The organism is Microbacterium sp. K24, from assembly GCF_004794465.1.
Lineage (GTDB): Bacteria > Actinomycetota > Actinomycetes > Actinomycetales > Microbacteriaceae > Microbacterium.
In genome coordinates this window covers 1-24,756 of record NZ_SSDJ01000138.1, presented here as the reverse complement: position 1 = coordinate 24,756, position 24,756 = coordinate 1, and the positions used below count along the sequence as shown (strand labels likewise).

The window sequence follows — 24,756 nt, the reverse complement described above, 5'->3', positions numbered from 1 at the left end:
CAACGCGCGCCGGGTTCAGCCTATCCCTCTTCCACGACACGGTCGCGCACCGGGTGCCCGATAGACTGACGGCACCAGGGCCTTTAGCTCAGCTGGTAGAGCGCCACGTTTACACCGTGGATGTCGTCGGTTCGATCCCGGCAGGGCCCACCACCGTGGAATCCGATGCATCGAGACGGCCCTTCTTCGTGGCCGGCGCTCCGGCGTAGAGGGAGTCCGGATCGCAGTCGGTCGTGACGACCGCTCCGTGTCGCGCTGTTCTCCTACCCGCAGACCGCCGCGACGTCCACGGCGCCGGCCGCCGAGTACTTCACCGTGTGCGACGGCACGATCAGCGACACCGTGCTGATCTTCGACCGACTCTCGTACGGCCCGCCGAAGGGGTGACTCCGACGCCGTTCACGCGGTTAGTGTGGACACCACTCACACCGTGAGCGGATCGTCACACCGACCGAGGAGCGACCATGGCGCGACGCATCGTCATCAGCGGAGCATCCGGACTGATCGGCACCGCGCTGACGTCGTCGCTGCGAGCGGACGGCATCGACGTCACGACGCTCGTGCGTCGGCCGCCGAGGAACACGTCGGAACGGCAGTGGGCACCGGGCGAGAGAGAGCTGGATCCGGATGTCTTCGCCGGAGCCGAGGCCATCGTCGCGCTGGGAGGCGCGAGCGTCGGCCGGCTGCCCTGGACGCCCCGCTACCGACAGGAACTGATCGACTCGCGGCTCAAGAGCACTGTGACGATCACCACGGCTCTGCGCGCTCTGCGCGACGATGCTCCGGCCCTCGTCTCGGCATCCGCCGTCGGCTACTACGGGTCGGCGCCGGGGGAGCAGCTGACCGAGGACTCTCCCGCGGGGCAGACGTTCCTCGCCGGACTCTGCGTGCAATGGGAGGCCGCGGCGCGCCGCGCCGAGGACCACACCAGGGTCGCGCTGCTGCGCACGGCCCCGCTGATCCACCGGCAGGGTGTGCTCAAACCACTCATCCAGCTGACGCGGTTCGGCGTCGCCGGACCCATCGGGCGCGGCACGCAGGTCTGGCCGTGGATGTCGCTCGACGACGAGGTACGGGCGATCCGGCACGTGATCGACGAGAAGATCGCGGGCCCCGTCAACCTCACCGGACCGACGCCGGCGACCGCGAACGAGATCGGGCGGGCCCTCGCCCGGGAGATGCATCGTCCGTTCTGGCTGCCCGCGCCGGCCTGGGCCCTTCGCCTCGCGTTGAGTGCGTCCGCGACCGACTCGCTGCTCCTCCCGGATGCCGACGTGCGCCCCGCCGTGCTGGAGAGGTCCGGCTTCCGCTTCACGCATGAGACGGCGGAGGAGGCGGTGGCTTCCGCGGTCTGACGCGTCAGCGGCCGTGCGGGTCGCGGCTGTTCAGTGTCGCGACCACCTGGTCGTAGTCGCCGCGGGCCTCTCCGTAGCGGAGGAACTTCACGTTCTCGACCTGGATCTCCGTGGCGTCCGGCTGCGTCTCGAGCAGGTGCACGACCTCGGCGATGAAGGCGTCGAGCGGCATCGCGAAGTCGCTGTCGCGCTGTCCGGGCATCAGGTCGGTCCGCACGGACGGCGGCTCGAGCTCCACGACCTTCACCGTCGAACCCTCGAGCTGCAACCGCAGAGACTCGCTGAGCATGTGGATCGCCGCCTTGCTGGCGTTGTAGCTCGGCGTGGCCCGCAGGGGAGCGAAGGCCAGTCCGGAGGAGACGGTCATGATCGTGGCGTCGGGCCTGCTCCGGAGATGTTCGATGAATGCGGCGATGAGGCGGATGGGGCCGAGCACGTTGGTGACGATGGTGCGCTCGGCGTTCTCGAGGAAACCGGACGGGTGCGTCCAGTCCTCGACGCTCATCACACCGGCCATCGTGACGACGACGTTCAGGTCGGGGTGCGCGGCGAGCACGTCGGATGCCGCGGCGCGGATGCTGTCGGCATCCGTCGTGTCGATCTGCACGGTGTGGAGGCCGGAATCGTCCGCGTCGATCTCGCGCAGGAGCTCGGTGCGGCGTCCGCCGACGATCACGGTGTTGCCCTTGTCGCGGAGTGCGCGGGCGAGGGCGAGACCGATGCCGCTGGTCGCCCCGGGGATGAAGATGGTGTTTCCGCTGATGTCCATGTCCCCAGACTCGACCGCCCGCGGAGACCCCACCAGAGACCGGTCATCCAGGGATCGGCGGTCCCTGGATGACGGCGGCCGTGCGGGGGATACTTCAGGAGTGGATCGAGAAGCATTGGCGGAGTTCCTCCTGCGACGGCGGGAGATGCTGCAGCCGTCCGATGTCGGCCTGAGCGCGGGAGCGCGGCGACGCACGCCCGGCCTTCGCCGCGAGGAGGTCGCGCAGCTCGCCGCGATGTCCACCGACTACTACACCCGTCTCGAGCAGCGTCGCGGACCGCAACCGAGTCTGCAGATCGTGGCGGCGCTGGCACGCGCCCTGCGCCTGACCTCGGACGAGCGCGACTACCTCCATCGCATCGCGGGCTACAGCGCACCGGACCGCGCGACCTTCGCCGGACATGTGCGCCCGGGAATGCTGCGCATCCTCGATCGCCTTCACGACTCGCCGGCTTTCGTCGTCTCGGCGCTCGATGAGGTGCTCGTGCAGAACGACGCGGCGCGCGCGCTGCTCGGCGACGCGAGTCGCTGGGAGGGTCTCGAGCGCAGCGGCATCTACCGCTGGTTCGCACAGCCCGAGACCGAGAGACGTCGTTATCCGGAGCGCGACCACCGCCTGCAGAGCCGCTCCCTCGTGGCCTCGCTGCGCGCCGCGCACGGTGCACTCGGCACCCGTTCGCGGGCGGGGGAGATCGTCGCGGAGCTCACCCGCACGAGCCCCGAGTTCGTCGCGCTCTGGGAGACGCAGGAGGTGCGGCGGCGGTTCGAGGAGCACAAGGTCCTCGTCCATCCCGAGCTCGGGGAGATCGAGGTGGACTGCCAGGCGCTCTTCACGGAGGACGAGTCCCAGTCGCTGATCGTGCTGACCGCCGCACCCGGCAGCGAAGCCGCGAGCAAGCTGGAGCTGGTCAGGGTGCTCGGAATCCAGACGGTCTGAGCGACCGGCTCAGGACTCTTCGTGGGTACGCGGATCGGCGTCGAAGAGCCGACCGTCGGCGCGACCGAGCGCGGTGAGAGCCTCGACCTCGGAGTCGTCGAGGACGATCTCCGCGGCGGCGAGGTTCGAGACCTGGTGCTCGAGCGACGAGGCCTTCGGGATCGAGACGGTCTCCCGGGCGACGTGCCACGCGAGAACCGCCTGCACCGGGGTGATGCCATGGGCTGCGGCCACCTCGACCACGACGGGCTCCTCGACGAGGGCCTTGGCCCGGCCGAGCGGACTCCACGCCTCGGTCAGGATGCCGTGCTCGCGGTGGTACGCCAGCTGCTCCTCCTGCGGGAAATACGGGTGCAGCTCGATCTGGTTCACGACGGGGCGCACGCCCGTCTCGCGCTCGATGCGCTCGAGGTGCTCGGGGAGGAAGTTCGACACGCCGATCTGACGCACGACACCGCGCTCCTGCGCCTCGACGAGAGCCGCCCACGCCTGCACGTACTCGTCCTGCGACGGGTTCGGCCAGTGGATGAGGTGGAGGTCGGTGATGTCGAGTCCGAGCCGCGAGCGGCTCTCCTCGATGCTCGCGCGGGCCTTCGCCGTCGGGTGATGGCGCCCCGGGAGCTTCGTCGTGACGATGATCTCCCCACGCGGAACGTCGGATGCCGCGACGCCGCGGCCGACCGACCCTTCGTTCTCGTAGTTGAACGCCGAGTCGAGCAGCCGATAGCCGGCGCCGAGCGCGCTCGTCACGGCGGCCGCGCCCTCATCGCCGTTGAGCGCGTAGGTGCCGAGGCCGATGGCCGGCAGCGCGAAGCCGTTGTGAGCGGTGAAGGTCGGAACAGTGGGCATCGAGGCTCCTTCGAGGGGGGTGTCTCTTCAGCGTAGGGCGTGACCTGCGATGCTAGCTCTCATGACCGACGCCGTGCGCTGCCCGTGCCTCTCCGGCAACGATTTCGACTCCTGCTGCGGTCCGCTACTGCAGGGATCACCTGCTCCGACCGCCGAGCGTCTGATGCGGTCGCGGTTCACCGCCTTCACGCTCGAGGACGCCGAGCACCTGCTGCGCACGTGGCACCCGACGACGCGTCCCGACTCCCTCGACTTCGACCCCGGGCTGAGCTGGCGCAGGCTCCTCATCATCGATCGGGTCGCGGGCGGGCCGTTCGACGACGAGGGCGTCGTCGAGTTCGAGGCGTTCTGGCGCCAGGGCGCGGAACGCGGCTCGCTGCATGAGCGGAGTCGCTTCGTCCGAGAAGACCGGCGCTGGTACTACCTCGACGGCGCTGTGCGGTGACGGGCGGGATGTCCGGCCAGCGGCTAGATTTGAGAGCGTGAACGCCAGCCCCGAGAACCAGCGCACCCTGCTCGACATCGCCGACCTCGACCGGCGCATCGCGCAGGCCGAACGTGCCCGCACTCAGCCCAGCCAGGGAGCGCGGATCACGGAGCTCGTCGCCATCCGTCAGGAACAGCTGCGTGAGCTCACGACGCTCACCGGAACCCGCGACGACGTGCGCTCCGAACTGACGAGGCTCGAATCCGACGTCAAGGTGGTCGAGCAGCGTCGCAACCGCGATGCCGAGCGGCTCGCTGCATCCACCAGCGCTAAGGATGCCCAGGCGCTCGAGCACGAGCTGGCGAGCCTGGCGCGGCGTCAGAGCGATCTCGAAGACGCCGAGCTCGACGTCATGGGTCGCCTCGAAGAGGCCGAGGCTGCCGTCGCCGCGCAGCAGGCGCTGCTCGAGACGACGACGGCCGAGGGCACGGCGCTCACCTCGCAGGCCAAGGCCGATGTCGCCGCGGCCGCCGACCGCGGAGCCGAACTCGCCCGTGATCGCGCCGCCGTCGCGGCGACCGTGCCGTCCGACCTTCTGGCCGAGTACACGCGTCGTGCCGCGAACAGCGCCGGTGCCGCCCTGCTCACCCGCGGCACGTGCGAAGGCTGCCGCATGGTGCTTCCGAGCACCGACCTGAACGACATCCGCCGTGCATCCGACGAGCTCGTCGTGACGTGCCCCGAGTGCGGCTGCATCCTCGTCCGCACCGAGGAATCCGGGCTCGCTTGAGCGGGGCCCGCGCGCCGCGTCGATGAGCGCGTCGACGTCGCCGGGACGGCGGATCGCCCTCGTGGCGCTCGGCTCCGGACGATATGCGGCCGTCGAGCTCGATGAGGTCGCGGAGGAGATCTCGCGGCTGACCATGTCCGTGCCGGAGCTCGTCTCCTGGGTCGCCGACCTCGAGCGGGCGGAAGCGCCGCGGTGGATCATCCGCAGCGCGCGCGACATCTATCCGATGCTGCTCGACGGCGGAGTACGTCTCGGGCGCACGCACGACCTGCTGCTGTGCCACGCGATCCTGCGCGACACCGACAAGGTGGCGCGACCGCTGCCGCCGTCCGCCGCCTGGATCCGCCGGGAGCCGACGGATGCCGCGCCCGCCCTCTTCGACGTCGACGAGCAGGACGACGCGGGCGATCCGGTCGCCGAGGTCCTTGACCAGTTCCGCGCGCAGCGCCGGGTGATCGAGCAGGAGCGCGACGGACGCCTGACCCTGCTGTGTGCGGCGGAATCCGCCGGCGGTCTGATCGCCGAGGAGATGCGCGCGGCCGGTCTCCCGTGGGACGAGGGGGTGCACGACGCGATCCTGACCGAGACCCTGGGCACGCGGCCCGCCGCCGGGGGGCTGCCCAGCCGGATGGTCGAGCTCGGCGACCGGGTCCGCGCCATCCTCAGTGATTCGACGCTGCATCTCGACAGCCAGCCCAAGCTGCTCCGCGCCCAGCACCGGGTCGGCGTGCATGTCGAGTCGACGAGCCGGTGGGAGCTCGCGACGCAGTCCCACGCCGTCGTGGAGCCCCTGCTCGCCTACAAGAAGCTCTCCCGACTGCTCAGCGCCAACGGCTGGGCGTGGCTGGCGGAATGGGTGCAGGACCGGCGGTTCCGACCGGTGTACATCCCCGGTGGCGTCGTGACCGGACGATGGGCGTCGGCGGGCGGGGGAGCCCTGCAGTTGCCGCGCAGCCTGCGGCCCGCTGTGCGGGCCGATCCCGGCTGGACGCTGGTGGTCGCCGACGTCGCGCAGCTGGAACCGCGGATGCTGGCCGCCATGGCATCCGACAAGGCGATGGCGCGCGCGGCGCAGGGCAGCGACCTGTACGAGGGCGTCGTGGCGTCCGGTGCGGTGGAGACCCGCGAGCAGGCGAAGTACGCCGTGCTCGGCGCGATGTACGGAGCCACGACCGGCGACAGCGGTCGGCTGGTGCCGCGCCTGCGGAAGGTCTATCCGCGGGCGATGGCGCTCGTCGACACGGCCGCCCGAACCGGCGAGGACGGCGGCGTCGTGTCGACGTGGCTGGGTCGATCGTCACCCCGACCATCCGCGGAATGGGCGGACCTCCAGTCCAGAGCGACCGGAGCGGATGCCGACCCCGCCGAGGTCGCCCTCGCCCGTCGGCGCGCCAGGGACTGGGGTCGGTTCACCCGCAACTTCATCGTGCAGGGCACGGCCGCGGAGTGGTCGCTGATCTGGCTGGCCGAGATCCGGCACCGACTGCAGCGGGCACCCGAGTCGGCCGTACCCGCCGCAGCATCCGGTCCGTTCGCCCGTCAGCCCCATCTGGCCTTCTTCCTCCACGACGAGGTGATCCTGCACGTCCCCGAGGAGCAGGCCGAAGCGGCGGCCGATGCCGTGCGCGTCGCGGCATCCGTCGCCACTCGTCGACTGTTCGGCGACTTCCCGATCGACGTGCCGCTGGATCTCCGCATCGCAGAGTCCGCGGAGAAGTAGGAGCCGTCTCCGGATGCCGGAGAAAGTAGACTGAGCACGCGAATGGGTCGGCTGGACGGCCGCGTGGCGGGCAACCGCACCGAGGAACGTCCGGGCTCCACAGGGCAGGGCGGTGGGTAACACCCACCCGGAGTGATCCGCGAGAAAGTGCCACAGAGAGCAGACCGCCCCGCAAGGGGTAAGGGTGAAAGGGTGGTGTAAGAGACCACCGGGGGTCATGGTGACATGACCCGCCAGGTAAACCTCGCCCGGAGCAAGGTCAGACAGAGGATGTTGACGCGGCTCGCCGAGTCCTCGGGTAGACCGCTAGAGTGCCACGGCAACGTGTCGCCGAGAGAGATGGCCGTCGAAGGGGCGAAGAACCCCGGAACAGAACCCGGCGTACAGGCCGGCCCATTCGCCTCACACGCAGAAGGCCCCGCTGGATCAGCGGGGCCTTCTCGATGAGTGCGGTGGACTAGTCCCCGGCGAGCGACGCGGCGCCGATGATGCCCGAGTTGTTGCGGTGGATCGCCGGGACGATCGGGGTCTTCAGCTCGAGCAGCGGGAGGAAGTCGCCGGCGTTCTTCGACACGCCGCCGCCCACCACGAACAGGTCGGGGCTGAAGAGGAACTCGATGTGCGAGTAGAACGCCTGCAGGCGCTCGGCCCAGGCCTCCCAGCTCAGGTTCTCGCGCTCGCGCGCCGACGTGGCCGCCCACTGCTCGACGGAATCGTATTCGCGGAAGTTCAGGTGACCGAGCTCGGTGTTCGGCAGCAGCACGCCGTCGTAGAGGAACGCAGAACCGATGCCGGTGCCGAGGGTGGTCAGCAGCGTGAGGCCGCGGACGTCTCTCGCTGCGCCGTGGCGGGCCTCGGCGACGCCCGCTGCATCGGCGTCGTTCACGAAGACGATGTTGCGACCGAGACCGTCGCGGAAGAAACGCTCCGCGTCGAACTCGAGCCATTCCTTGGAGACGTTCGCGGCCGACAGGGTCTTCCCGCGCTTCACGATCGCGGGGAAGGCGACGCCCAGCGGCATCGTCGAGTCGTGCACGTCGAGAGTCTTGAGAACCGACTGCACCGCGACCAGCACGTCCTGCGGCGATGCGCCCTCGGGAGTGGGGACGCGCACGCGGTCAGAGGCCATCGTGCCGTGCGTGAGGTCGACGATTCCTGCTTTGATTCCCGTACCGCCGATGTCGACGCCGATCGCTTTTGCCATGAGCGATAGCTTAGCGACCGCGGCACACGCCAGTAGGATCGATGACATCACGCGAAGAAGGGGCAGCTATGTCTGACGGCGACGAAAAGTACTGGTACAACTCCGAGACCGGTCAGGTCGAATTCGGCATGATCTCGCCCTCTGTCGACCGGGTCGGTCCGTTCGACAGCGCTGCCGAAGCAGCCCGTGCGCCCGAGGTGCTCAAGGAGCGTTCGCGCGCCTGGGCCGAGGAAGAGGCGGCCGAGCAGGGCTGGGACGCGAAGTCCTCCGACGCAAAGGGCCAGGGCGCAGAGTAGTCATGGACAAGCAGAGGGACTTCGTCCTCCGGACCATCGAGGAGCGCGGCGTCAAGTTCGTGCGACTGTGGTTCACCGATGTCATCGGCACGCTCAAATCCGTCGCGATCGCGCCGGCCGAGGTCGAGGGCGCCTTCGCCGAGGGCATCGGATTCGACGGCTCGGCGATCGAGGGTCTCACGCGCAGCCACGAGTCCGATCTGCTCGCCCAGCCCGACCCCACGACGTTCCAGACGCTGCCGTGGCGCGGCGAGATCGATCCGACGGCGCGCATGTTCTGCGACCTCACCACACCTGACGGGCAGCCGGCCGTCGCCGACCCTCGACAGGTCCTCAAGCGCACGCTGGCCAAGGCCGCCGATGCCGGGTTCACGTTCTACACGCACCCCGAGATCGAGTTCTACCTGCTCAAGTCGTCGTCGTTCGGCCCGGAGGGTCCGGTGCCGGTCGACTCTGCCGGCTACTTCGACAACGTGCCCGGCGGTACCGCGCACGACTTCCGTCGTCGCTCGGTGCGGATGCTGGAAGATCTCGGCATCTCCGTGGAGTTCAGCCACCACGAGGGCGGGCCGGGGCAGAACGAGATCGACCTCCGCTACGCCGATGCGCTCACGACGGCCGACAACATCATGACCTTCCGCACGGTGATCAAAGAGGTGGCGATCGAGCAGGGCGTCTACGCGACGTTCATGCCGAAGCCTCTCAGCGGCCACCCGGGCAGCGGCATGCACACGCACATGTCCCTGTTCGAGGGCGATCAGAACGCCTTCTACGAGGAGGGCGCGAAGTACCAGCTCTCCAAGACCGGACGCCACTTCATCGCCGGTCTCCTGCGGCACGCGAACGAGATCGCTGCAGTGACGAATCAGTTCGTCAACTCCTACAAGCGCCTTTGGGGCGGCGACGAGGCGCCGAGCTTCGTCACGTGGGGTCACGCGAACCGTTCGGCGCTCGTCCGGGTGCCGATGTACAAGCCGAACAAGGGGCAGTCGTCACGGGTCGAGTACCGCGCTCTGGATTCGGCGGCCAACCCCTACCTGGCGTATTCGCTGCTGCTCGCCGCGGGCCTCAAGGGCATCGAAGAGGGCTACGAGCTCCCGCCGGAGGCCGAGGACAACGTCTGGGCGCTCAGCGACGCCGAGCGGCGCGCGTTGGGCTACTCCGCGCTGCCCGCGAGCCTCGATCACGCCCTCGAGTTCATGGAGGCGTCCGAGCTCGTCGCAGAGACCCTGGGCGAGCAGGTGTTCAACTACGTGCTGCTCAACAAGCGCAAGGAGTGGGAGGCCTACCGTGGCCAGGTCACCCCGCTGGAGCTGAAGAACAACCTCGAACTCCTCTGAGCGTCGCGCATGGCCCGCCCGGACGACTCCGTCTCACTCTCCGCTCTGGCCAGGCTCGGCTTCGCCGAGCTGAGCGACGCCGCAGCATCCCTTTCCGAGCTGGCGACGGTTCTCGGCATCTCGAGATCGTCGCTGCTCGAAGGGGCGGATGCCGCGGATCCCGACGCCGCCGTGAGAGGGATGGTGCGCGTCGCGCGTCGAGACCCGGAGCCGTTGAAGGCCCTCCTCGCCGACGCCGAAGCGCGCCATCGCGTGTGGCGGGTCTTCGGTGCGTCGGAGGGTCTGGCGGACTTCTTCCTCCGGCATCCGGAGCAGCTGACGGTGCTGGGGGAGCCGAACGCTTCTCTCCCGACCCCGGACGCTCTTCGCGCGCAGATGCTGGACGCGGTCGGCACGAAGGGCGGCTTCGCACGGTCGGGCGATGACGCCGCCGTGGTCGCCGTGCGGGTCGCGTATCGCCGGAGCCTCGCGGCCATCGCCGCCTACGACCTGACGCATCCGGAACCGCAGACGGTCGTCGCCGAGGTGTCGGCCGCGCTGGCAGATGCCGCCGGGGCGGCTCTCGAGGCCTCGCTGGCGATCGCCCGCGCACGGCTGCGCGAGAGCGTGCCGGAGGAGCAGGTCGCCGCGACGCGGCTCGCGATCATCGGGATGGGGAAATCCGGAGCCCGGGAGCTGAACTACGTCAGCGACGTGGACGTCATCTTCGTCGGCGGAACCAGTGATGAGGAGATCGTCGCCGAGCCGAAAGCGATCGACATCGCCACCCGGCTGGCCCGCGAGACGATGCGCGGTCTCGACAGCATCGAGGTCGAGCCTCCGCTGTGGGAGGTCGATGCCAACCTGCGTCCGGAGGGCAAGCAGGGCGCGCTGGTTCGTTCGCTCGCCTCTCACCTCGCGTACTACGACCGTTGGGCGAAGAGCTGGGAGTTCCAGGCGCTGCTGAAGGCACGACCGCTCGCCGGTGATCCTGAACTGGGGGCGGAGTACATCGCCGCCGTGCAGCCGAAGATCTGGTCGAGCGCCGCCAGAGAGGACTTCGTCGAGAGCGTCCAGAAGATGCGGGAACGCGTCACCGAGCACATCGACCCGGAGGACGCGCCCTATCAGCTGAAACTCGGCGCCGGCGGGCTGCGCGACATCGAGTTCACCGTGCAGCTGCTCCAGCTCGTGCACGGCCTCACCGATGAGTCGCTGCGCACCCGCGGCACCCTCGAGAGTCTCGACGCGCTCGTCGCCGGCGGCTACATCGGACGAGCGGATGCCGCGACGTTCGCAGACGACTATCGCGTCCTGCGGCTGATGGAGCACCGCCTGCAGCTGCGCGAGTTGAGCCGCACCCACCTCCTGCCGCGGACGCCGGCGGGACTCCGCGTGCTGGCCCGCGGCACAGGACTGGCCGAGAGCGGCGAGGGCATCTGGACGCGATGGGAGAGCGTTCGCCGTGAGGTGCGCGAGATCCACACGCGCCTGTTCTACCGCCCGCTGCTCAGTGCCGTCGCCGGGCTTCCCGAGGAGGAGCGGACGCTCTCCGCCGCGCAGGCACATGACCGCCTGGCCGCGATCGGCTTCCGCGATCCGGCGGGCGCGTTGCGACACATCGGCGCGCTGACCACCGGGCTCAGCCGCAAGGTGACGATCCAGCGGGCACTGATGCCGATCATGGTGCGCTGGTTCGCCGACGGCAGCGACCCCGATTACGCCCTCATCGCTTTCCGGCGGATCAGCGAGCGACTGGGGGACACCCCCTGGTTCCTGCGGATGCTGCGCGATTCCTCCGGAGCCGCCGAGAGCCTGACGCGCCTGCTGTCGTCCTCTCGGTACATCGGCGAGCTGATGGAGTGGATCCCCGAGTCGGTCGCGTGGCTCGACAGCGCCGAGCGGCTGCGGCCGCGCGGCGCGGCCGCACTGGACGAGGAGGCGCGCGCGATCCAGACGCGCCACGAGACGGTGACCGACGCCCTGCGCGCGGTCCGCGCCCTCCGACGGCGCGAGCTCCTCCGCACCGCGATGGGAGGAGTCCTCGACGTGCTGACGATCGAGGAGGTCGCGACCGCACTCACCGAGATCACCGCGGCCACGATCCAGGCGGCTCTGCGCGCGGTCATCAGGGAGGTCGTCCCGCCCGAAGACGATGCGCTCGACTTCGCCGTGATCGCGATGGGGCGCTTCGGCGGTGCCGAGCTCGGATTCGGGTCCGACGCCGACATCCTGTACGTCTATGACGCGAACGGCGTCGACGGTCACCGTGCCCAGGCACTCGCCACGAGGATCGTCGCGGGGCTGCGCGAGCATCTGACGGATCATCGGGTCCCGCTGGACCTGGACGCCGATCTCCGGCCGGAAGGCCGCCAGGGGCCCGTTGTGCGGTCCATCGAGGCGTACACGGAGTACTACCGACGATGGTCGCTGTCGTGGGAGGCGCAGGCTCTGCTCCGCGCCCGCGGCGTCGCCGGCAGTGCGAAGCTGATCGCCCGGTTCACGGCACTCGCGGACTCGATCCGCTACCCCGAGAAGGTCGACCTGCAGGGTACGCGAGAGATCAAGCGGATCAAGGCTCGGGTCGAGGGGGAGCGACTGCCTCAGGGCGCCGACCCGCGTCGGCATCTCAAGCTCGGTCCGGGCACGCTCAGCGACGTGGAGTGGCTCGTGCAGTTGATCCAGCTCCAGCACGCGCATGATGTCCCCGGACTTCGCACGACCTCCACGATCTCCGCGCTGGATGCGGCAGTCGAGGCCGGCTTCGTGCCCGAACCCGACGCGGAGCGTCTTCGGGAGGCGTGGCGACTGGCCAGTCGGCTGCGGTCGGCGATCACCCTCCTGACCGGCAAGACCAGCGACGTGCTGCCGGCCGATCGCCGGGAGCTCGATGCGATCGCGCGACTGCTCGGCTATCCCGATCGCTCGGCGACCGAGCTGGAAGAGGACTATCTCGGGGTCACCCGGCGGGCCCGGAAGTCGTTCGAGCACCTGTTCTACGGCTGACCCCGCCGCCTGGGTTTGCAGTATCCGACGCGGTGACTCAAGCTGACGCTATGACACACGCGCGCATCGGTATCGTCTGGAACCCCTCGAAGGTCGAGCAGGAGGTGCTGCAAGATGCCGTGAGCGAAGTCTTCGGCGACGAAACCGACGTCCGCTGGTGGGAGACCACCCCGGAGGACCCGGGTCGGGGCATGGCGAAGGAGGCGCGTGACGACGGCCGCGACATCGTCATCGCTGTCGGTGGAGACGGCACCGTCCGCGCGGTGGCCGAGTCGCTGGCCGGCTCGGAGACGATGCTCGGGATCGTGCCGCAGGGCACGGGCAACCTCCTGGCCCGCAACCTCGAGGTGCCGCTCAACGACGTGAAGGCCGCGCTCGAGCGCGTGCGCGACAGTGAGGCGCGCCGCATCGACCTGGGCTGGGTGTCATACGACGGCACCGAGCACGCGTTCGCGGTGATGGTCGGCTTCGGCGTCGATGCGCAGATGCTCGTCGAGACCGACGACGATCTCAAGTCGAAGGCCGGGTGGCTGGCGTACGTCGAGGCCATGGGTCGCGCGCTCGCGGGTACCGAGATGACCGATATCACCCTCGCGATCGACGGAGACAAGGCCGTCGCCGTGCGTGGCCACACGATGCTGATCGGCAACTGCGGCATGGTGCAGGGAGGCATCCGCCTGCTTCCGGACGCCGTGCTGGACGACGGAAAGCTCGACGTGCTCATGATCAGCGCCGACGGCGCGCTGCAGTGGCTCGACACGCTCCGCTCGTTCGTCTGGGACAACGGCATCCGTCGTCTCTTCGGCGCCTCCGACGAGGCGGTGAGCACCGACTCCGCGCGCCACCTGCCCGTGGAGAACATCTCGGTGGAACTGGGGACGCCGCTGATGTTCGAGATCGATGGCGAGGAGATGGGCGAGGTGTCGTCATTCGACGTGCGCGTGCAGGCGGGCGCCCTGCTCGTCAGGTGATCTGACCCGGGTTCAGCAGGCGATCAGAGGGCGACCTCGGGCGGCACGACCTTGCGGTCCTGTGCCGGGAAGGTCACCTTCTGCACGATGATGATGATGCTGGCCGCGACGGGGATCGCCACCAGCGCGCCGAGGATGCCGCCGAGAGCGCCACCGGCGACGGCGGCGATCACCACGAGCGCTCCGGGAACGGCGACTGCCTTGCTCATGATGCGCGGCGACAGCACGTATGCCTCGATCTGCATGTAGACGAGGTAGTAGACGATCGAGATCAGTGCGGTCAGCGGTGAGACGAAGAGGCAGATCAGCGAGTTGATGATCGACGCGGTGAGGGTACCCACCAGGGGGATCATCGACCCGATGAAGGCGATGAGGGCGAGCAGCGCCGGCACCGGGGCGCCGATGATGCTGAGGAAGATGAGACTCAGCACGCCGTTGATGAGCGCGAGGCTCGCCTGTCCGATCACATAGCGGCCGACGGCACCCGACACGTCTTCCAGGAGTCCCGAGAACGTCTCGCGCTGGTACACCGGAACGAATCGGGCCGCCGTGCGCTTCATGCCGCGCAGTGAGGCCATGAAGTAGAGCGTGAGGATCAGGACGATGGTGATGCCGGTGAAACCGCCGGCGATGCCCGCGCCGACGGCGAACACACCGCCGCCGATGTCGGCGAAGTTGCCCGGATCCTGGATGAAGCTGAGGACCCCTTGGACCGCGTCCTCGATCGTCGACCCGAATTGCCCGCTCACGTCCTTGAACCAGTCGCTGTTCATGAAGTCCTGGACCATCTGCGGACCGTCCTTGATCAGATTGCTGATCTGCTCCACCAGGAGCGGCACGATGGCGAGGATGATGCCGGCGAAGGCGAGCACCACGGAGGCGACGACGATCGCGACTGCGGCAGCGCGCGGGAGCTTCTTCTCGATGAACCGCACGATGGGGTCCAGTCCGAGGGCGAGGAAGAGCGCGACCCCGATGTAGACCAGAACCGTGGCGAGCTGATCGACGATGCCGCCGATGACCAGCGCCACCAGCACACCGAGGCCTCCGAGGAGACCGAACTTGAACGGGTTGGTGCGCGCGTACGCCGCGACGGCGTTCGACGGCTGCGAGGGTTTCGCGGGCGCTGTGGCCATGGCTGTCGCGTCGGTTCTCGCGATCACTCTTCTACGGCGCATGATTCCCCCGGTCGGATGTCAGACTCATCAGTCGATCATCCCTCATCACCCGGGTCAACCGGGTGGACACGCGAGGACCGAAGAGTCAGTTGCTTTCGTTCTTCTTCTTACCTGCGGCGTCGAATGCGACGCCGAGGCAGAGCCCGATCGAGATGCCGAACCCCATTCCGATGGCGATGTTGTCGAAGAGGAGCAATCCCATCGTCGCTCCGATCGGCAACCCGAGCGCGATGCCGATCGCGAGCCCGCTTCCGGACTTGTCCTTCTTTGAGGCTTCATCTGAGTCGCTCATGTCATCGAGGCTACGAGCACGCGATGCCCCCGCACATCCGTCGTGCGGGGGACATCGCGTCGGGATCACTTGCCCGGGAGCTCGACCGTCTCGTTCTCGGCGTCGTACGGCTCGCCGGTGATCTTCGACTTAACGAAGCTGAACAGCGAGGCGATCTTGCCTCCGGGGCTGTCCCAGTACTCGGCGGACTCGGCCGAGAACTTCAGCAGTCCGACGTCGGGGTCATCGGGGCCGTTCGTGAACCATGCCTCGACGGTCGGGCTCCACAGCTCCTTCACCTTCGCCTTGTCCTCGACGAGTTCTGCGCTTCCCGAGAGTGAGACCCACGAGTCGTTCGAACTCAGCGAGACGCCGACGCGCTCATCCTTCGCGATGTCGGCGACGAGCGACGCGCTCCGCGAGACGAGGAACCAGAGGTCGCCGTCGAACTCGGACTCCTGCACGGTGAGGGGGTGGGAGACCAGACGATCATTCGCGTTGCGGGTGGTGAACATGGCGAAGCGGAAGTCCTTGAGCAGTTCCGCGACCCTCTGGGTGGGGGTGGTGTCGGTCATGAGTACGTCCCTTTCGCGTTCGATGGATCTCCATCCTGAACGAGGGGCGTGTCCGAGCCGAGGGGGTTGCGAAGCGAGCGGGGTCACGTTAGGCAGAAGGCCACGCGACGCGGCTGTTCGTCCGCTATGAGCCATATGATCCGATTGTGGAAGCCGAGAGTCAGATTCACCCCGCAGCGCCTCCGTCTCCCGAGCAGCGCACCTCCGTTCCTGCCGGGAAGGTATGGTCGCTGCTGCCCGCGCATGTCTTTCTCACGGGACTGATCACCTGGCTGGTGATCGGCGAGTGGACGGTCATCGCAGGCGCCTACACGGAGGGACTGCAGGTAGTCGGCTTCGCTGTCGTCTCTGCCGTGCTCACCATCCTGGTGTTCTTGCTCGGCCTGCCGCTCCGCATCGCGCCGCCGTTACGAAGGTGGTGGATTCGTCATGCGGCGTGGATGCTCGGTCTGTTCATCCTGGGCGCGGCAGGAGTCGTCCTGTCGTACTTCGTCGGCCACGCAGGGCCGGTCTACTACGACGAAGTCGCTGACTGGCCCTTGACGGACGGCTTCGAACCCGACGCGGGAGTCTTCGGGAGCTCGCTCGTCGTCCTCGCGTTCGCCACCATGCATCTGCGTCTGCCGCAGCGCCGGCGTCGGACACGCCTGCGCTGAGGGACGGGAAGAGTCCGCTGCAGCCTGAGGCTGTAGCAGGCTCCTCGAGAAGGACGTCGGTGCCGAGGGGTTATGCCTCGACCTTCCTGTCAGGCGAGGGCTGAACGCTCTCGTCGCGCTTCTGTCGGAACGGCCGAGCGGGAGTGTGCGGACCGTCCCACACGGTGATGATGCCCCAGGCCGCTGCGGCGAGCGGCACGGAGAGGACAGCTCCCACGATGCCGCCGAGGATCGTTCCCGCCGTCAGAGCGAGCAGGATCACCAGAGCGTGAAGCTTCAACGAGCGCGCCATCACGACGGGCTGCAGGAAGTTGCCTTCCAGTTGGTTCACGAGCACCACGATGCCGACCACGATCAGCGCGGCCACGGGCCCGTGAGTGACGAGGGCGACGAGGGCGGCGAGGATGCCGGCGGCGGTTGCACCGACGAGGGGGATGAACGCGGTCAGGAAGACGATGACCGCGAGCGGCAGTGCGAGGGGGATCTGCAGGATCGCGAGGCCCACGCCGATTCCGACCGCGTCCGCGGCCGCGACGATCGACGTGCCCCGGATGTAGCTGCCGAACACGTCGACGCTCTTGTCGCCGATGCGGCGTGCACGGGCGTAGCTCTCGCCGCTGAACGGACGCAGCAGGAACTCCCAGATGCGCGGCCCATCCTTCAGGAAGAAGAACAGCACCACGATCATCAGGACGAGCCCGGTGAAGAAGCTCGCGGTCGCGGAGACTCCGGCCAGAGCGCCCTGGCCGAACGAGGAGCTCGTGAGGAAGTCCTGTGCGGAGGCCCACACGTCGTCCAAGTTGATCGCGTCGATGTCGAACGGCAGCGTGCCGAGCCAGTCCGTCACCTGGGAGATGCCGTCCGTGGCCGACTCGACGAGGTCATCCCACTGATTGCGGACCGTGAGCACGATCACCCAGATGACGCCGCCGAGGACGGCGATGATCCCGATGAGAGCGATCCAGGTCGCGAGGATCGACGGGACTCCACGCCGGCGCATCAGGCTGACCAGCGGGTGGATCGCGCAGGCGAGGATCAGCGCGATCGTCACAGGGATGAACACCAGCGACAGCTGGGTGATGACGAGCACTCCCACGGCGACGAGCGCGAGCACCGCCAGCGTCTGCAGGCTGCGTGTCGCGACGAGCCCGAAACCGTGTGCCCACAGGCCCTTCGCGGGCGCTGCCGGTGCCGCGGGGTCCTGCGGCCGTCGAAAGATCGGGAACATCATCCTGCACTCCTTGAATAGCCGCGGTCACGCCACGTTATCGTGCGAACGGGAAAGCCCGCCCCAGCGCGAGGCTGGGGCGGGCTTCCGTGTCGGTCGGCGAGATGTCAGACGCCGAAGTACAGCTCGTACTCGAACGGGTGCGGGCGCTGTGCCATTGGGAGGATCTCGTTCTCGTACTTGTACGAGATCCAGGTCTCGATGAGCTCCTTGGTGAACACGCCGCCCTCAAGAAGGAACTGGTGGTCCTCAGCCAGTGCGTCGAGGGAGTCCAGCAGGGAGTTCGGGACCTGCGGGATGCCCTTGGCCTCCTCGGGAGGAAGCTCGTAGAGGTCCTTGTCGACCGGCTCGTGCGGCTCGATGCGGTTCTTGATGCCGTCGAGGCCGGCCATCAGCTGCGCGGCGAAGGCGAGGTACGGGTTGCCGGAGGCGTCGGGCGCGCGGAACTCGATGCGCTTGGCCTTCGGGTTGGAGCCCGTGATCGGGATGCGGATCGCGGCGGAGCGGTTGCCGGCCGAGTAGACCAGGTTGACCGGAGCCTCGAAGCCCTTGACCAGACGGTGGTAGCTGTTCAGGGTCGGGTTCGTGAAGGCCAGCAGGGCCGGCGCGTGCGCCAGGATGCCGCCGATGTACCAGCGCGCGATGTCGCTGAGCTGGCCGTAGCCTGCCTCGTCGTAGAACAGCGGCTTGCCGCCGTCCCACAGCGACTGGTGCGTGTGCATGCCGGAGCCGTTGTCGCCGTAGAGCGGCTTGGGCATGAAGGTCGCGACCTTGCCCCACTCGTTGGCGGTGTTCTTGACGATGTACTTGAACTTCAGGATGTCGTCCGCCGCGTGGACCATCGTGTCGAAGCGGTAGTTGATCTCCTGCTGGCCGGCCGTGCCCACCTCGTGGTGCGAGCGCTCCAGGATGAAACCGGCGTCGATCAGCTTCAGCGTGATGTCGTCGCGGAGGTCTGCCGTCTTGTCGACGGGGGAGACGGGGAAGTAGCCGCCCTTGTACGGGGTCTTGTTGGCGAGGTTTCCGCCTTCTTCCTCGCGACCGGTGTTCCACGCGGCCTCTTCGGAGTCGACCTTGTAGAAGCTCTCACCGGCGGTGACGGAGTAGCGCACGTCGTCGAAGATGTAGAACTCGGCCTCAGGGGCGAAGTACGCGGTGTCGGCGATGCCGGTGGAGGCGAGGTACTTCTCGGCCTTCTTGGCGACCTGACGCGGGTCCTTCGAGTAGATCTCGCCGGTGCGCGGGTTGTAGATGTCGAAGATCATCACGAGGGTGCTCGCCTCGCGGAAGGGGTCGACGTACGCCGTCGTGACATCCGGGATGAGCTGCATGTCGGACTCGTGGATGCTCGCGAAGCCGCGGATCGAGGAGCCGTCGAAGAGCTGGCCCTCGGTGAAGAACGCCTCATCGACCGTTGCCGCAGGAATGTTGAAGTGCTGCTGCACACCCGGGAGATCGGTGAAACGGATGTCAAGGAACTTGACGTCGTTCTCCTTGATGTAGCTCAGAACCTCGGACGAATCTTTGAACATGTACGACTCCTGGATTGCGGATCGATGGCTTCACGGCCATTGTGCACAGTACGGCTGGGGCGTTTCCCCAGGGTGTCCGTATTGTTTCGGGCATGTTACAGGGGTCGCTTAGGCTGGAGCAGTGACGGATGCTGTGAACACATACCCCGGTGAACGACTCGGACTGCCGTCCTCGGGGTCGGGGAGCGTGGCCCGCGTCGGCCGTCGCATCGGCGCCCTGGCCATCGATTACGCCGCTGCGACGATCATCGCGACCGCCTTCCTGGGATTCGATCAGTTCGCGCTTCCCGCCGAGGCCGGGCTCTCGCAGTTCGCCCCGATGCTCGTGTTCACCGTTCTGCAGATCCTGTTCATCCCGACCGCCGGCGGCAGCCCCGGCCACCGCATCCTCGGCATGCGCGTCGTGCGCCTCGACGGGGCCTGGGTCGGCCTCTGGCGGCCGATCGTGCGCACCCTGCTGCTGATCCTCGTCGTGCCCGCAGTGATCTGGGATGCCGATCAGCGCGGCCTGCACGACAAGGCCGTCGGCACGATCCTGATCCGCACCTGAGCGGGAGTCAGCTGCGACCGCGGTTGCGTCGGCGTGCCTCGCGCGGCGCCCTTCCGCCCAGGAACGAGCGCGCCGGGTCCACGATGTACCCGTGACGCAGCGCTTCGCGTCCGATCAGCATGCGGAAGCCCATCTCGTCTCGATTGCTGAGCGTGACCTCGGCGAGCACCTCGCGGTCCACCAGACGCACGAGCAGCTTCACCACGAGGCGCTCCTGCGCGTGACCCGACGAACTGCGCACCGCACGCCTGTCGTGGACCGGAGTCTCGACGACGACGGCATCCTCCTGGCTGTCCTGCCAGGGCTTGACCCGGAATCGGACCCACTCCTCGCCCTCGCGCTCGAACTCGTGCACGTCGAAGGCGTGCAACGAGGAGGTGCGGGCGCCGGTGTCGATCTTCGCTTTCAGCCAGTCGACCCCGAGATCGGGAAGGCTCACCCACTCTCGCCACCCCGTAAGGGTGTTTGAATGGGATGACTTGTTCACTCGACCCATCCTGGCAGGAATTCTCCGTGAAGATCGCAGTGCTCTCCCGTGCGCCCCAGGCGTACTCCACCCAGCGGCTGCGTGCGGCTGCGCTCCAGCGCGGTCATAACGTCAAGGTTCTGAACACGCTGCGCTTCGCGATCGACCTGACCTCCGACGAACCCGACCTGCACTACCGGGGTCGCCAGCTCAGCGACTACGACGCGATCCTGCCCCGTATCGGCAACTCGATCACGTACTTCGGCACGGCCGTCGTGCGCCAGTTCGAGCAGATGGACGTCTACACGCCGAACACCGCGAACGGCATCTCGAGCGCACGGGACAAGCTGCGCGCCAATCAGATCCTGTCCCGTCACAACATCGCGATGCCGCCGACGGCCTTCGTGCGCAATCGCGCCGACGTGCGTCCGGCGATCGAGCGGGTCGGCGGGGCTCCTGTCGTCATCAAGCTGCTCGAGGGCACCCAGGGGATCGGCGTGATCCTGGCCCCCCAGGTGAAGGTCGCCGAGGCGATCATCGAGACCCTGCATTCCACGAAGCAGAACGTGCTCATCCAGAAGTTCATCTCCGAGAGCCGCGGGCGCGACATCCGTGCTCTCGTCGTGGGCGACAGGGTCGTGGCGGCCATGCGGCGTTCCGCGGCGGGTGACGAGTTCCGCTCGAACGTGCACCGCGGGGGTTCGGTCGCGGCGATCGAGCTCGACCCGGTGTACGAGCGGGCGGCCGTGCGATCGGCGCAGATCATGGGACTTCGCGTCGCGGGCGTCGACATGCTCGAGGGCGAAGACGGCCCGCTGGTGATGGAGGTCAACTCCTCGCCAGGGCTGCAGGGCATCGAGAGCGCCACCAAGCTCGACGTCGCCGGCGCGATCATCGACTACATCGCCGGGCAGGTCGCGTTCCCCGAGATCGACGTGCGTCAGCGCCTCACCGTCTCCACTGGCTACGGCGTCGCCGAGCTCATGGTGCACGGGGCGGTCGACCTCGTCGGCAAGACGCTGGGGGAGGCGGGGCTCTGGGAGAGGGACATCACCGTGCTGACGCTGCATCGGGGTGTCAGCGTGATCCCGAACCCGCGCAAGCACGTGGTGCTCGAAGCCGACGACCGGCTCTTCTGCTTCGGCAAGCTCGACGAGATGCGATCGATGGTTCCCGAGCGCCGCCGGCGTCGCGCGAAGGTGCGTCGCCTGCCCCGGCAGCCGCTCTCCGAGTGAACGAGAACGCGGCCGCACCTCGTTCAGAGGGCGGCCGCGCTTTCGAGGCGGATGCTGTGGCGCTCAGCGCGGACGCTGCGCGCGGACCTTGGTCGGGTCGATGCCCTTCGGGATCGGCAGCGACGACAGCGACTGCGACACGGAGTCGATGCGCCGGATGACTGCGGCCATGGTGGTCTTGTCGATCGCCTTGGGCAGCTTCTTGATGGTCTTGGAGAGATCGGCGATGGCGACCTCGTCATCGCCGTGGCCGACGTAGAGCACCGTCACGGGAACGCCGTGGGCGACGCGCTGCGCCTTGCTGCGCTCTTCGTTGACGAGACGCGTCAGACGTCCGCGGGCACCTTCGCCGACGACGACGATGCCGCCGCGGCCGATGGTGCGGTAGACCGCTTCCTGCGTCTTCGGGTTGATGCCGACCGGGGTCTCCGAGGCCTGCCAGTTGCGGCCGAGGCTCGTGCTGAGCACGTGGCCCGTCGCTCCGGGCATGCCGTCGATCTTCGTGTACATCGCCGACGTGGAGAGTCGGGTCATCAGGAAAAGCGCGCCCAGAACACCGAGCATGAGGCCGGTGATGCCCCAGAGGATGAGCGTCCAGACCTGGAACGGCGGGATCAGGAAGCCGGCGATGAGGCCGATCAGGACCCCGGCGATGAGGATCGCGGCCTGGACCCACGGAAGCCAGGTGTAGGCCTCGCGGGTGAACCGGAAGAGGGACTTGATCTGGGAGAAGAACCCAGGACGCTTTTCGGGTTCAGGAGCACGCTTTGCCATGGGCACCAGCCTACCCAGTTCGCGGATGCCGTGATGTCGAGTTCGCGCCCAGCGGAGCGCGGGGCGGCTCGACTCTTCCTCCACATTGGCCCGGATCTCCTCGATCCATCCACATCGACGTCGATCGGTCCTTCCCGGGGCGTCCGTGGGCTGTGATGGAGGCATGGCAGACGTCGAGATCGAAGACCGGGGCACCGTGCTCCTCCCGGGAGCGCATCGTGTCGTCCGCACACTCGATCCGACCGAGGGTCCGTTCGCCGGAACGCTCGTCACCCGAGGGGACGGGGTGGCTGTTCGGGTGGATGCCGCTTCACTCGCCGGATGGGTGGGGTGGCGTTTCGCGGGCGCCGAGCATGTCGCGAGTCCGGTCGACGTCATCCGGCGTGCCGACGGCCACGACGCGCTGCTGCCATGGTGCACCGACCGGGTTCTGGGGTTCCTGGTCCGTCGCACGGCTGCCGACGCCGCGTTGACGTCGGGCGAATGCAGCACGCTCGTGGTGAGCCTGCTGCGGGGCCTCGATGAACTCGGCGAGAGCGCCGACGCGGTGCAGACGGGGGTGTGGTGGCTGACCGATGGCGGCCGCCCCACCTTCGTCATCGGCCAGGGGGAAGACCCACGGGTCGGTGCGACGGAGGTCATCGAGCGGTTGCGCGACGAGTGCGGGGACAAAGCGCTGACACGGGTGCTCACCACGATCGAAGACGGGATCGTGAAGGCTCTGACGCAGCCCCGTGTGCCGCACCGATCGTTGGAGGACTGGGAGAAGGAGCTCCTGGCGATCGCGGCGCCGCGTCCGCTCGAACGGGAGGTGCACGCGCCGGAGCGCGCACGCGAGGTGGCGCGGACGCTGGTCCTCGACCACCGGCGCCCACCGTCGAGTCGAGCCGCGCGACGAGACGGGCGTGCGCGGTCGGTGCCGACACGGCATCCTTCGAGTGTCGTCGCGGTTGTGCGGCGGCTGCGATCGGGTCTCGAGCCGTTCGGATCGCACTTCTCGTCGCGATCCGGAGCGGTCGTCGCCCGTCGTGGGGAGTCAGTGAGACCTCCGGCGCGTGCGGGGAGTCGCGCGGGAAAGCGTCCCCTGCTGCTCTTCGCGGGGGCCGCAGCGGCCGCTGTGCTCGTCGGCGGCCTGCTGTGGCCGTCAGGGGACTCGGCGGAGTCGGCGAATGCTGCGCGCGGCGGGGTTCCGTCAGCGGATCCGTCCCCGGCGGTCTCCGCGCCGCCCGATGAAAGTGACGTGGGCGGAGTCGCTCAGGAGGAAGCCGCGGCGACGCCGGGCGCCGCAGCGGCGCGCGACGATCCGGTCGCCGCGGCATCCACCCTCCTGACGCAGATCGCCGAATGCCATGTTGCGGAGGATCTGGTCTGCACCGACGTGGTCGTGACGGGGTCCGCCGGAGTGGTGGACGCGCTCGCCTCCGCTGCCGGCGGCACGCCGACGATCGAACTGGTCGACGAGTACGGCGACGTCGCGGTGGTCAGGCTCGGTTCGCCCGTGGTCGATCCCGGCGAAGACGGAGCGGTCGGCACCGCTGCACCCGACCAGATGCTCGTCCTCGTGCGGCAAGACGAAAAATGGCTGGTCCGCGACGTCTACGGCGTCGCGGACCAGCCAGGATGATACGAGTGTCAGGCTCCGAGCTGTGCGGCGAACTGCGCCGCCTCCAGGCGGGCCTTGACGGCGCCCAGGAAACGAGCAGCGTCGGCGCCGTCGATGATCCGGTGATCGTACGAGAGTGCGAGGTACACGTATGATCGCACCGCGATGGCGTCGGCACCGCCGACCTTCACCAGACCAGGACGCTTGACGACCGTACCGGTGCCGAGGATCGCGGACTGGGGCAGGAACACGACGGGCGTGTCGAACAACGCGCCACGCGAACCCGTGTTGGTCAGCGTGAACGTGCCGCCGGCGAGCTCGTCGGGCTTCAGCTTGTTGTCGCGCGTGCGAGCCGCGAGGTCCGCGATCTCGTGAGCGATCTGAGCGATGTTCTTCGACGCCGCGTCACGCAGCACCGGCGTGAGCAGGCCGCGCTCCGTGTCGACCGCGATCGACACGTTCTCGCTCGCCGGGTACACGATGTTCTCGCCGTCGACCGTGGCGTTCACGATCGGGAAGGCCTGCAGGGCCTCCGCGGTGGCCAGGGCGAAGAACGGCAGGAACGACAGCTTGTCGCCCGTCTTCTCCAGGAACGACGCCTTCACGCTGTCGCGGTAGTCCGCAAGAGCCGTGACGTCGACCTCGACGACCGTGGTCAGCTGAGCCGTCTGCTGCATCGACTCGACGGCCCGCTTCGCGAGGACCTTGCGCAGACGCGACATCGGCTGCGTGGTGCCCCGCAGCGGCGAGACCTCGAGAGGCGCCGGAGCAGCTGCAGCCGCCGGTGCCGAAGCAGCCGGAGCGCTGGCAGCAGCCTCGGCCGCCTTCAGCACGTCTTCCTTGCGGATGCGACCGCCGACACCGGTTCCGGTGACAGACGCCAGATCCACGCCCTGCTGGGAGGCCAGGCGACGAACCAGCGGAGTGACGTAGAGGTTGTCGCTCTCGGTCGGGAGGTTGAGCTTCGGTGCCGTCTCGGCGGCCGCAGCAGGAGCAGACGCCGCGGCAGGCGCCGGCTCGGCGGGGGCCGCGGCAGGTGCGGGGG

24 protein-coding genes, 1 tRNA gene and 1 other RNA gene are annotated in these 24,756 nt (G+C 68.3%); 15 read left to right on the top strand and 11 right to left on the bottom strand.

Annotated features, from left to right (window positions below):
- Positions 1 to 77: 77 nt before the first annotated feature.
- Positions 78 to 153: transfer RNA gene (locus tag DW306_RS14700), tRNA-Val, on the top strand.
- 311 nt (positions 154 to 464) lie between these two features.
- A complete protein-coding gene (locus tag DW306_RS14690; protein ID WP_136056338.1) occupies positions 465 to 1,355 on the top strand; it encodes a TIGR01777 family oxidoreductase in 891 nt (296 codons plus the stop codon).
- A 4-nt stretch (positions 1,356 to 1,359) separates the two neighbouring features.
- Here DW306_RS14690 and DW306_RS14685 read toward each other — a convergent pair whose 3' ends face one another.
- Positions 1,360 to 2,124 carry an SDR family NAD(P)-dependent oxidoreductase gene (locus DW306_RS14685; RefSeq protein WP_136056337.1) on the bottom strand — a complete coding sequence of 255 codons (765 nt, stop codon included), beginning with the start codon at positions 2,122 to 2,124 and terminating at the stop codon, positions 1,360 to 1,362.
- Positions 2,125 to 2,224: 100 nt separating this feature from the next.
- Here DW306_RS14685 and DW306_RS14680 point away from each other — a divergent pair, with 100 nt between their 5' ends.
- Positions 2,225 to 3,061, top strand: coding sequence for a helix-turn-helix transcriptional regulator (locus DW306_RS14680; protein WP_136056336.1), 837 nt, complete (start codon positions 2,225 to 2,227; stop codon positions 3,059 to 3,061).
- Between the two features lie 9 nt (positions 3,062 to 3,070).
- On the opposite strand, the gene DW306_RS14675 is transcribed toward DW306_RS14680, so the two are convergent.
- The gene (locus DW306_RS14675; protein WP_136056335.1) at positions 3,071 to 3,910 is read right to left on the bottom strand and encodes an aldo/keto reductase; all 840 of its coding nucleotides are present in this window, start codon (positions 3,908 to 3,910) and stop codon (positions 3,071 to 3,073) included.
- Positions 3,911 to 3,971: 61 nt separating this feature from the next.
- On the opposite strand from DW306_RS14675, the gene DW306_RS14670 reads away from it, so the two are divergent.
- The 4 genes from DW306_RS14670 to rnpB all read left to right on the top strand — a co-directional run bounded on the left by DW306_RS14670 (position 3,972) and on the right by rnpB (position 7,247).
- On the top strand, positions 3,972 to 4,355 hold the full coding sequence (locus DW306_RS14670; RefSeq protein WP_136056334.1) for a YchJ family metal-binding protein: 384 nt from the start codon (positions 3,972 to 3,974) through the stop codon (positions 4,353 to 4,355).
- Between the two features lie 37 nt (positions 4,356 to 4,392).
- Entirely contained in the window at positions 4,393 to 5,127 is a 735-nt protein-coding gene (locus DW306_RS14665; RefSeq protein ID WP_136056333.1) for a C4-type zinc ribbon domain-containing protein, read from the top strand.
- A gap of 22 nt (positions 5,128 to 5,149) precedes the next feature.
- A complete protein-coding gene (locus tag DW306_RS14660; RefSeq protein ID WP_136056332.1) occupies positions 5,150 to 6,847 on the top strand; it encodes a bifunctional 3'-5' exonuclease/DNA polymerase in 1,698 nt (565 codons plus the stop codon).
- Between the two features lie 43 nt (positions 6,848 to 6,890).
- Positions 6,891 to 7,247, top strand: an RNA gene (rnpB, locus tag DW306_RS14655) — RNase P RNA component class A.
- Between the two features lie 57 nt (positions 7,248 to 7,304).
- On the opposite strand, the gene DW306_RS14650 is transcribed toward rnpB, so the two are convergent.
- On the bottom strand, positions 7,305 to 8,051 hold the full coding sequence (locus DW306_RS14650) for an ROK family protein (protein WP_136056331.1): 747 nt from the start codon (positions 8,049 to 8,051) through the stop codon (positions 7,305 to 7,307).
- A 68-nt stretch (positions 8,052 to 8,119) separates the two neighbouring features.
- On the opposite strand from DW306_RS14650, the gene DW306_RS14645 reads away from it, so the two are divergent.
- From DW306_RS14645 to DW306_RS14630, 4 genes are read left to right on the top strand one after another with little or no spacing between them, the layout of a single operon-like run.
- Positions 8,120 to 8,347, top strand: a complete 228-nt coding sequence (locus DW306_RS14645) for an SPOR domain-containing protein (RefSeq protein WP_136056330.1) — start codon at positions 8,120 to 8,122, stop codon at positions 8,345 to 8,347.
- A gap of 2 nt (positions 8,348 to 8,349) precedes the next feature.
- On the top strand, positions 8,350 to 9,687 hold the full coding sequence (gene glnA, locus DW306_RS14640) for a type I glutamate--ammonia ligase (RefSeq protein ID WP_116634839.1): 1,338 nt from the start codon (positions 8,350 to 8,352) through the stop codon (positions 9,685 to 9,687).
- Between the two features lie 9 nt (positions 9,688 to 9,696).
- On the top strand, positions 9,697 to 12,672 hold the full coding sequence (locus tag DW306_RS14635) for a bifunctional [glutamine synthetase] adenylyltransferase/[glutamine synthetase]-adenylyl-L-tyrosine phosphorylase (protein ID WP_136056329.1): 2,976 nt from the start codon (positions 9,697 to 9,699) through the stop codon (positions 12,670 to 12,672).
- A gap of 50 nt (positions 12,673 to 12,722) precedes the next feature.
- Positions 12,723 to 13,643, top strand: coding sequence for a diacylglycerol kinase family protein (locus DW306_RS14630; protein WP_136056328.1), 921 nt, complete (start codon positions 12,723 to 12,725; stop codon positions 13,641 to 13,643).
- A 23-nt stretch (positions 13,644 to 13,666) separates the two neighbouring features.
- On the opposite strand, the gene DW306_RS14625 is transcribed toward DW306_RS14630, so the two are convergent.
- The 3 genes from DW306_RS14625 to DW306_RS14615 all read right to left on the bottom strand — a co-directional run bounded on the left by DW306_RS14625 (position 13,667) and on the right by DW306_RS14615 (position 15,667).
- The gene (locus DW306_RS14625) at positions 13,667 to 14,779 is read right to left on the bottom strand and encodes an AI-2E family transporter (protein ID WP_240747209.1); all 1,113 of its coding nucleotides are present in this window, start codon (positions 14,777 to 14,779) and stop codon (positions 13,667 to 13,669) included.
- Between the two features lie 127 nt (positions 14,780 to 14,906).
- On the bottom strand, positions 14,907 to 15,113 hold the full coding sequence (locus tag DW306_RS14620) for a glycine zipper family protein (protein WP_136056326.1): 207 nt from the start codon (positions 15,111 to 15,113) through the stop codon (positions 14,907 to 14,909).
- A 65-nt stretch (positions 15,114 to 15,178) separates the two neighbouring features.
- Positions 15,179 to 15,667, bottom strand: coding sequence for a pyridoxamine 5'-phosphate oxidase family protein (locus DW306_RS14615; RefSeq protein ID WP_136056325.1), 489 nt, complete (start codon positions 15,665 to 15,667; stop codon positions 15,179 to 15,181).
- A 146-nt stretch (positions 15,668 to 15,813) separates the two neighbouring features.
- Between DW306_RS14615 and DW306_RS14610 the strand changes: the two genes are divergently transcribed.
- Positions 15,814 to 16,323, top strand: coding sequence for a hypothetical protein (locus tag DW306_RS14610; RefSeq protein ID WP_136056324.1), 510 nt, complete (start codon positions 15,814 to 15,816; stop codon positions 16,321 to 16,323).
- A 70-nt stretch (positions 16,324 to 16,393) separates the two neighbouring features.
- On the opposite strand, the gene DW306_RS14605 is transcribed toward DW306_RS14610, so the two are convergent.
- Together DW306_RS14605 and glnA (DW306_RS14600) are read right to left on the bottom strand one after the other, a co-directional pair.
- Positions 16,394 to 17,551, bottom strand: coding sequence for an AI-2E family transporter (locus DW306_RS14605; RefSeq protein WP_240747224.1), 1,158 nt, complete (start codon positions 17,549 to 17,551; stop codon positions 16,394 to 16,396).
- 107 nt (positions 17,552 to 17,658) lie between these two features.
- Positions 17,659 to 19,083: a type I glutamate--ammonia ligase gene (gene glnA / locus DW306_RS14600; RefSeq protein ID WP_136056322.1), complete on the bottom strand. Its 1,425-nt coding sequence runs from the start codon at positions 19,081 to 19,083 to the stop codon at positions 17,659 to 17,661.
- A gap of 121 nt (positions 19,084 to 19,204) precedes the next feature.
- On the opposite strand from glnA (DW306_RS14600), the gene DW306_RS14595 reads away from it, so the two are divergent.
- Complete coding sequence (locus DW306_RS14595) at positions 19,205 to 19,633, top strand: RDD family protein (protein WP_168429343.1); 429 nt, start codon at positions 19,205 to 19,207, stop codon at positions 19,631 to 19,633.
- A gap of 7 nt (positions 19,634 to 19,640) precedes the next feature.
- On the opposite strand, the gene DW306_RS14590 is transcribed toward DW306_RS14595, so the two are convergent.
- Entirely contained in the window at positions 19,641 to 20,129 is a 489-nt protein-coding gene (locus DW306_RS14590) for a RimK/LysX family protein (RefSeq protein WP_136056321.1), read from the bottom strand.
- A gap of 17 nt (positions 20,130 to 20,146) precedes the next feature.
- Here DW306_RS14590 and DW306_RS14585 point away from each other — a divergent pair, with 17 nt between their 5' ends.
- Positions 20,147 to 21,334 carry a RimK family alpha-L-glutamate ligase gene (locus tag DW306_RS14585; protein WP_136056320.1) on the top strand — a complete coding sequence of 396 codons (1,188 nt, stop codon included), beginning with the start codon at positions 20,147 to 20,149 and terminating at the stop codon, positions 21,332 to 21,334.
- A gap of 63 nt (positions 21,335 to 21,397) precedes the next feature.
- Here the strand turns inward: DW306_RS14585 and DW306_RS14580 are convergent, their stop codons facing one another.
- A complete protein-coding gene (locus DW306_RS14580) occupies positions 21,398 to 22,108 on the bottom strand; it encodes a DUF4191 domain-containing protein (protein ID WP_136056319.1) in 711 nt (236 codons plus the stop codon).
- 163 nt (positions 22,109 to 22,271) lie between these two features.
- Between DW306_RS14580 and DW306_RS21645 the strand changes: the two genes are divergently transcribed.
- A complete protein-coding gene (locus DW306_RS21645; protein ID WP_240747208.1) occupies positions 22,272 to 23,732 on the top strand; it encodes a hypothetical protein in 1,461 nt (486 codons plus the stop codon).
- An 8-nt stretch (positions 23,733 to 23,740) separates the two neighbouring features.
- Here the strand turns inward: DW306_RS21645 and DW306_RS14570 are convergent.
- A partial coding sequence (locus DW306_RS14570; protein WP_205814188.1) for a 2-oxo acid dehydrogenase subunit E2 occupies positions 23,741 to 24,756 on the bottom strand: 1,016 nt, incomplete at its 5' end.

Coding starts and splice junctions, on each gene's coding strand:
- DW306_RS14625 (WP_240747209.1), bottom strand. CDS start 14,779: ATGGCCACAGCGCCCGCGAAACCCTCGCAGCCGTCGAACGCCGTCGCG.
- DW306_RS14620 (WP_136056326.1), bottom strand. CDS start 15,113: ATGAGCGACTCAGATGAAGCCTCAAAGAAGGACAAGTCCGGAAGCGGG.
- glnA (WP_116634839.1), top strand. CDS start 8,350: ATGGACAAGCAGAGGGACTTCGTCCTCCGGACCATCGAGGAGCGCGGC.
- DW306_RS14615 (WP_136056325.1), bottom strand. CDS start 15,667: ATGACCGACACCACCCCCACCCAGAGGGTCGCGGAACTGCTCAAGGAC.
- DW306_RS14635 (WP_136056329.1), top strand. CDS start 9,697: ATGGCCCGCCCGGACGACTCCGTCTCACTCTCCGCTCTGGCCAGGCTC.
- DW306_RS14630 (WP_136056328.1), top strand. CDS start 12,723: ATGACACACGCGCGCATCGGTATCGTCTGGAACCCCTCGAAGGTCGAG.
- DW306_RS21645 (WP_240747208.1), top strand. CDS start 22,272: ATGGCAGACGTCGAGATCGAAGACCGGGGCACCGTGCTCCTCCCGGGA.
- DW306_RS14650 (WP_136056331.1), bottom strand. CDS start 8,051: ATGGCAAAAGCGATCGGCGTCGACATCGGCGGTACGGGAATCAAAGCA.
- DW306_RS14580 (WP_136056319.1), bottom strand. CDS start 22,108: ATGGCAAAGCGTGCTCCTGAACCCGAAAAGCGTCCTGGGTTCTTCTCC.
- DW306_RS14685 (WP_136056337.1), bottom strand. CDS start 2,124: ATGGACATCAGCGGAAACACCATCTTCATCCCCGGGGCGACCAGCGGC.
- DW306_RS14660 (WP_136056332.1), top strand. CDS start 5,150: ATGAGCGCGTCGACGTCGCCGGGACGGCGGATCGCCCTCGTGGCGCTC.
- DW306_RS14645 (WP_136056330.1), top strand. CDS start 8,120: ATGTCTGACGGCGACGAAAAGTACTGGTACAACTCCGAGACCGGTCAG.
- DW306_RS14675 (WP_136056335.1), bottom strand. CDS start 3,910: ATGCCCACTGTTCCGACCTTCACCGCTCACAACGGCTTCGCGCTGCCG.
- DW306_RS14605 (WP_240747224.1), bottom strand. CDS start 17,551: ATGTTCCCGATCTTTCGACGGCCGCAGGACCCCGCGGCACCGGCAGCG.
- glnA (WP_136056322.1), bottom strand. CDS start 19,083: ATGTTCAAAGATTCGTCCGAGGTTCTGAGCTACATCAAGGAGAACGAC.
- DW306_RS14590 (WP_136056321.1), bottom strand. CDS start 20,129: ATGGGTCGAGTGAACAAGTCATCCCATTCAAACACCCTTACGGGGTGG.
- DW306_RS14670 (WP_136056334.1), top strand. CDS start 3,972: ATGACCGACGCCGTGCGCTGCCCGTGCCTCTCCGGCAACGATTTCGAC.
- DW306_RS14690 (WP_136056338.1), top strand. CDS start 465: ATGGCGCGACGCATCGTCATCAGCGGAGCATCCGGACTGATCGGCACC.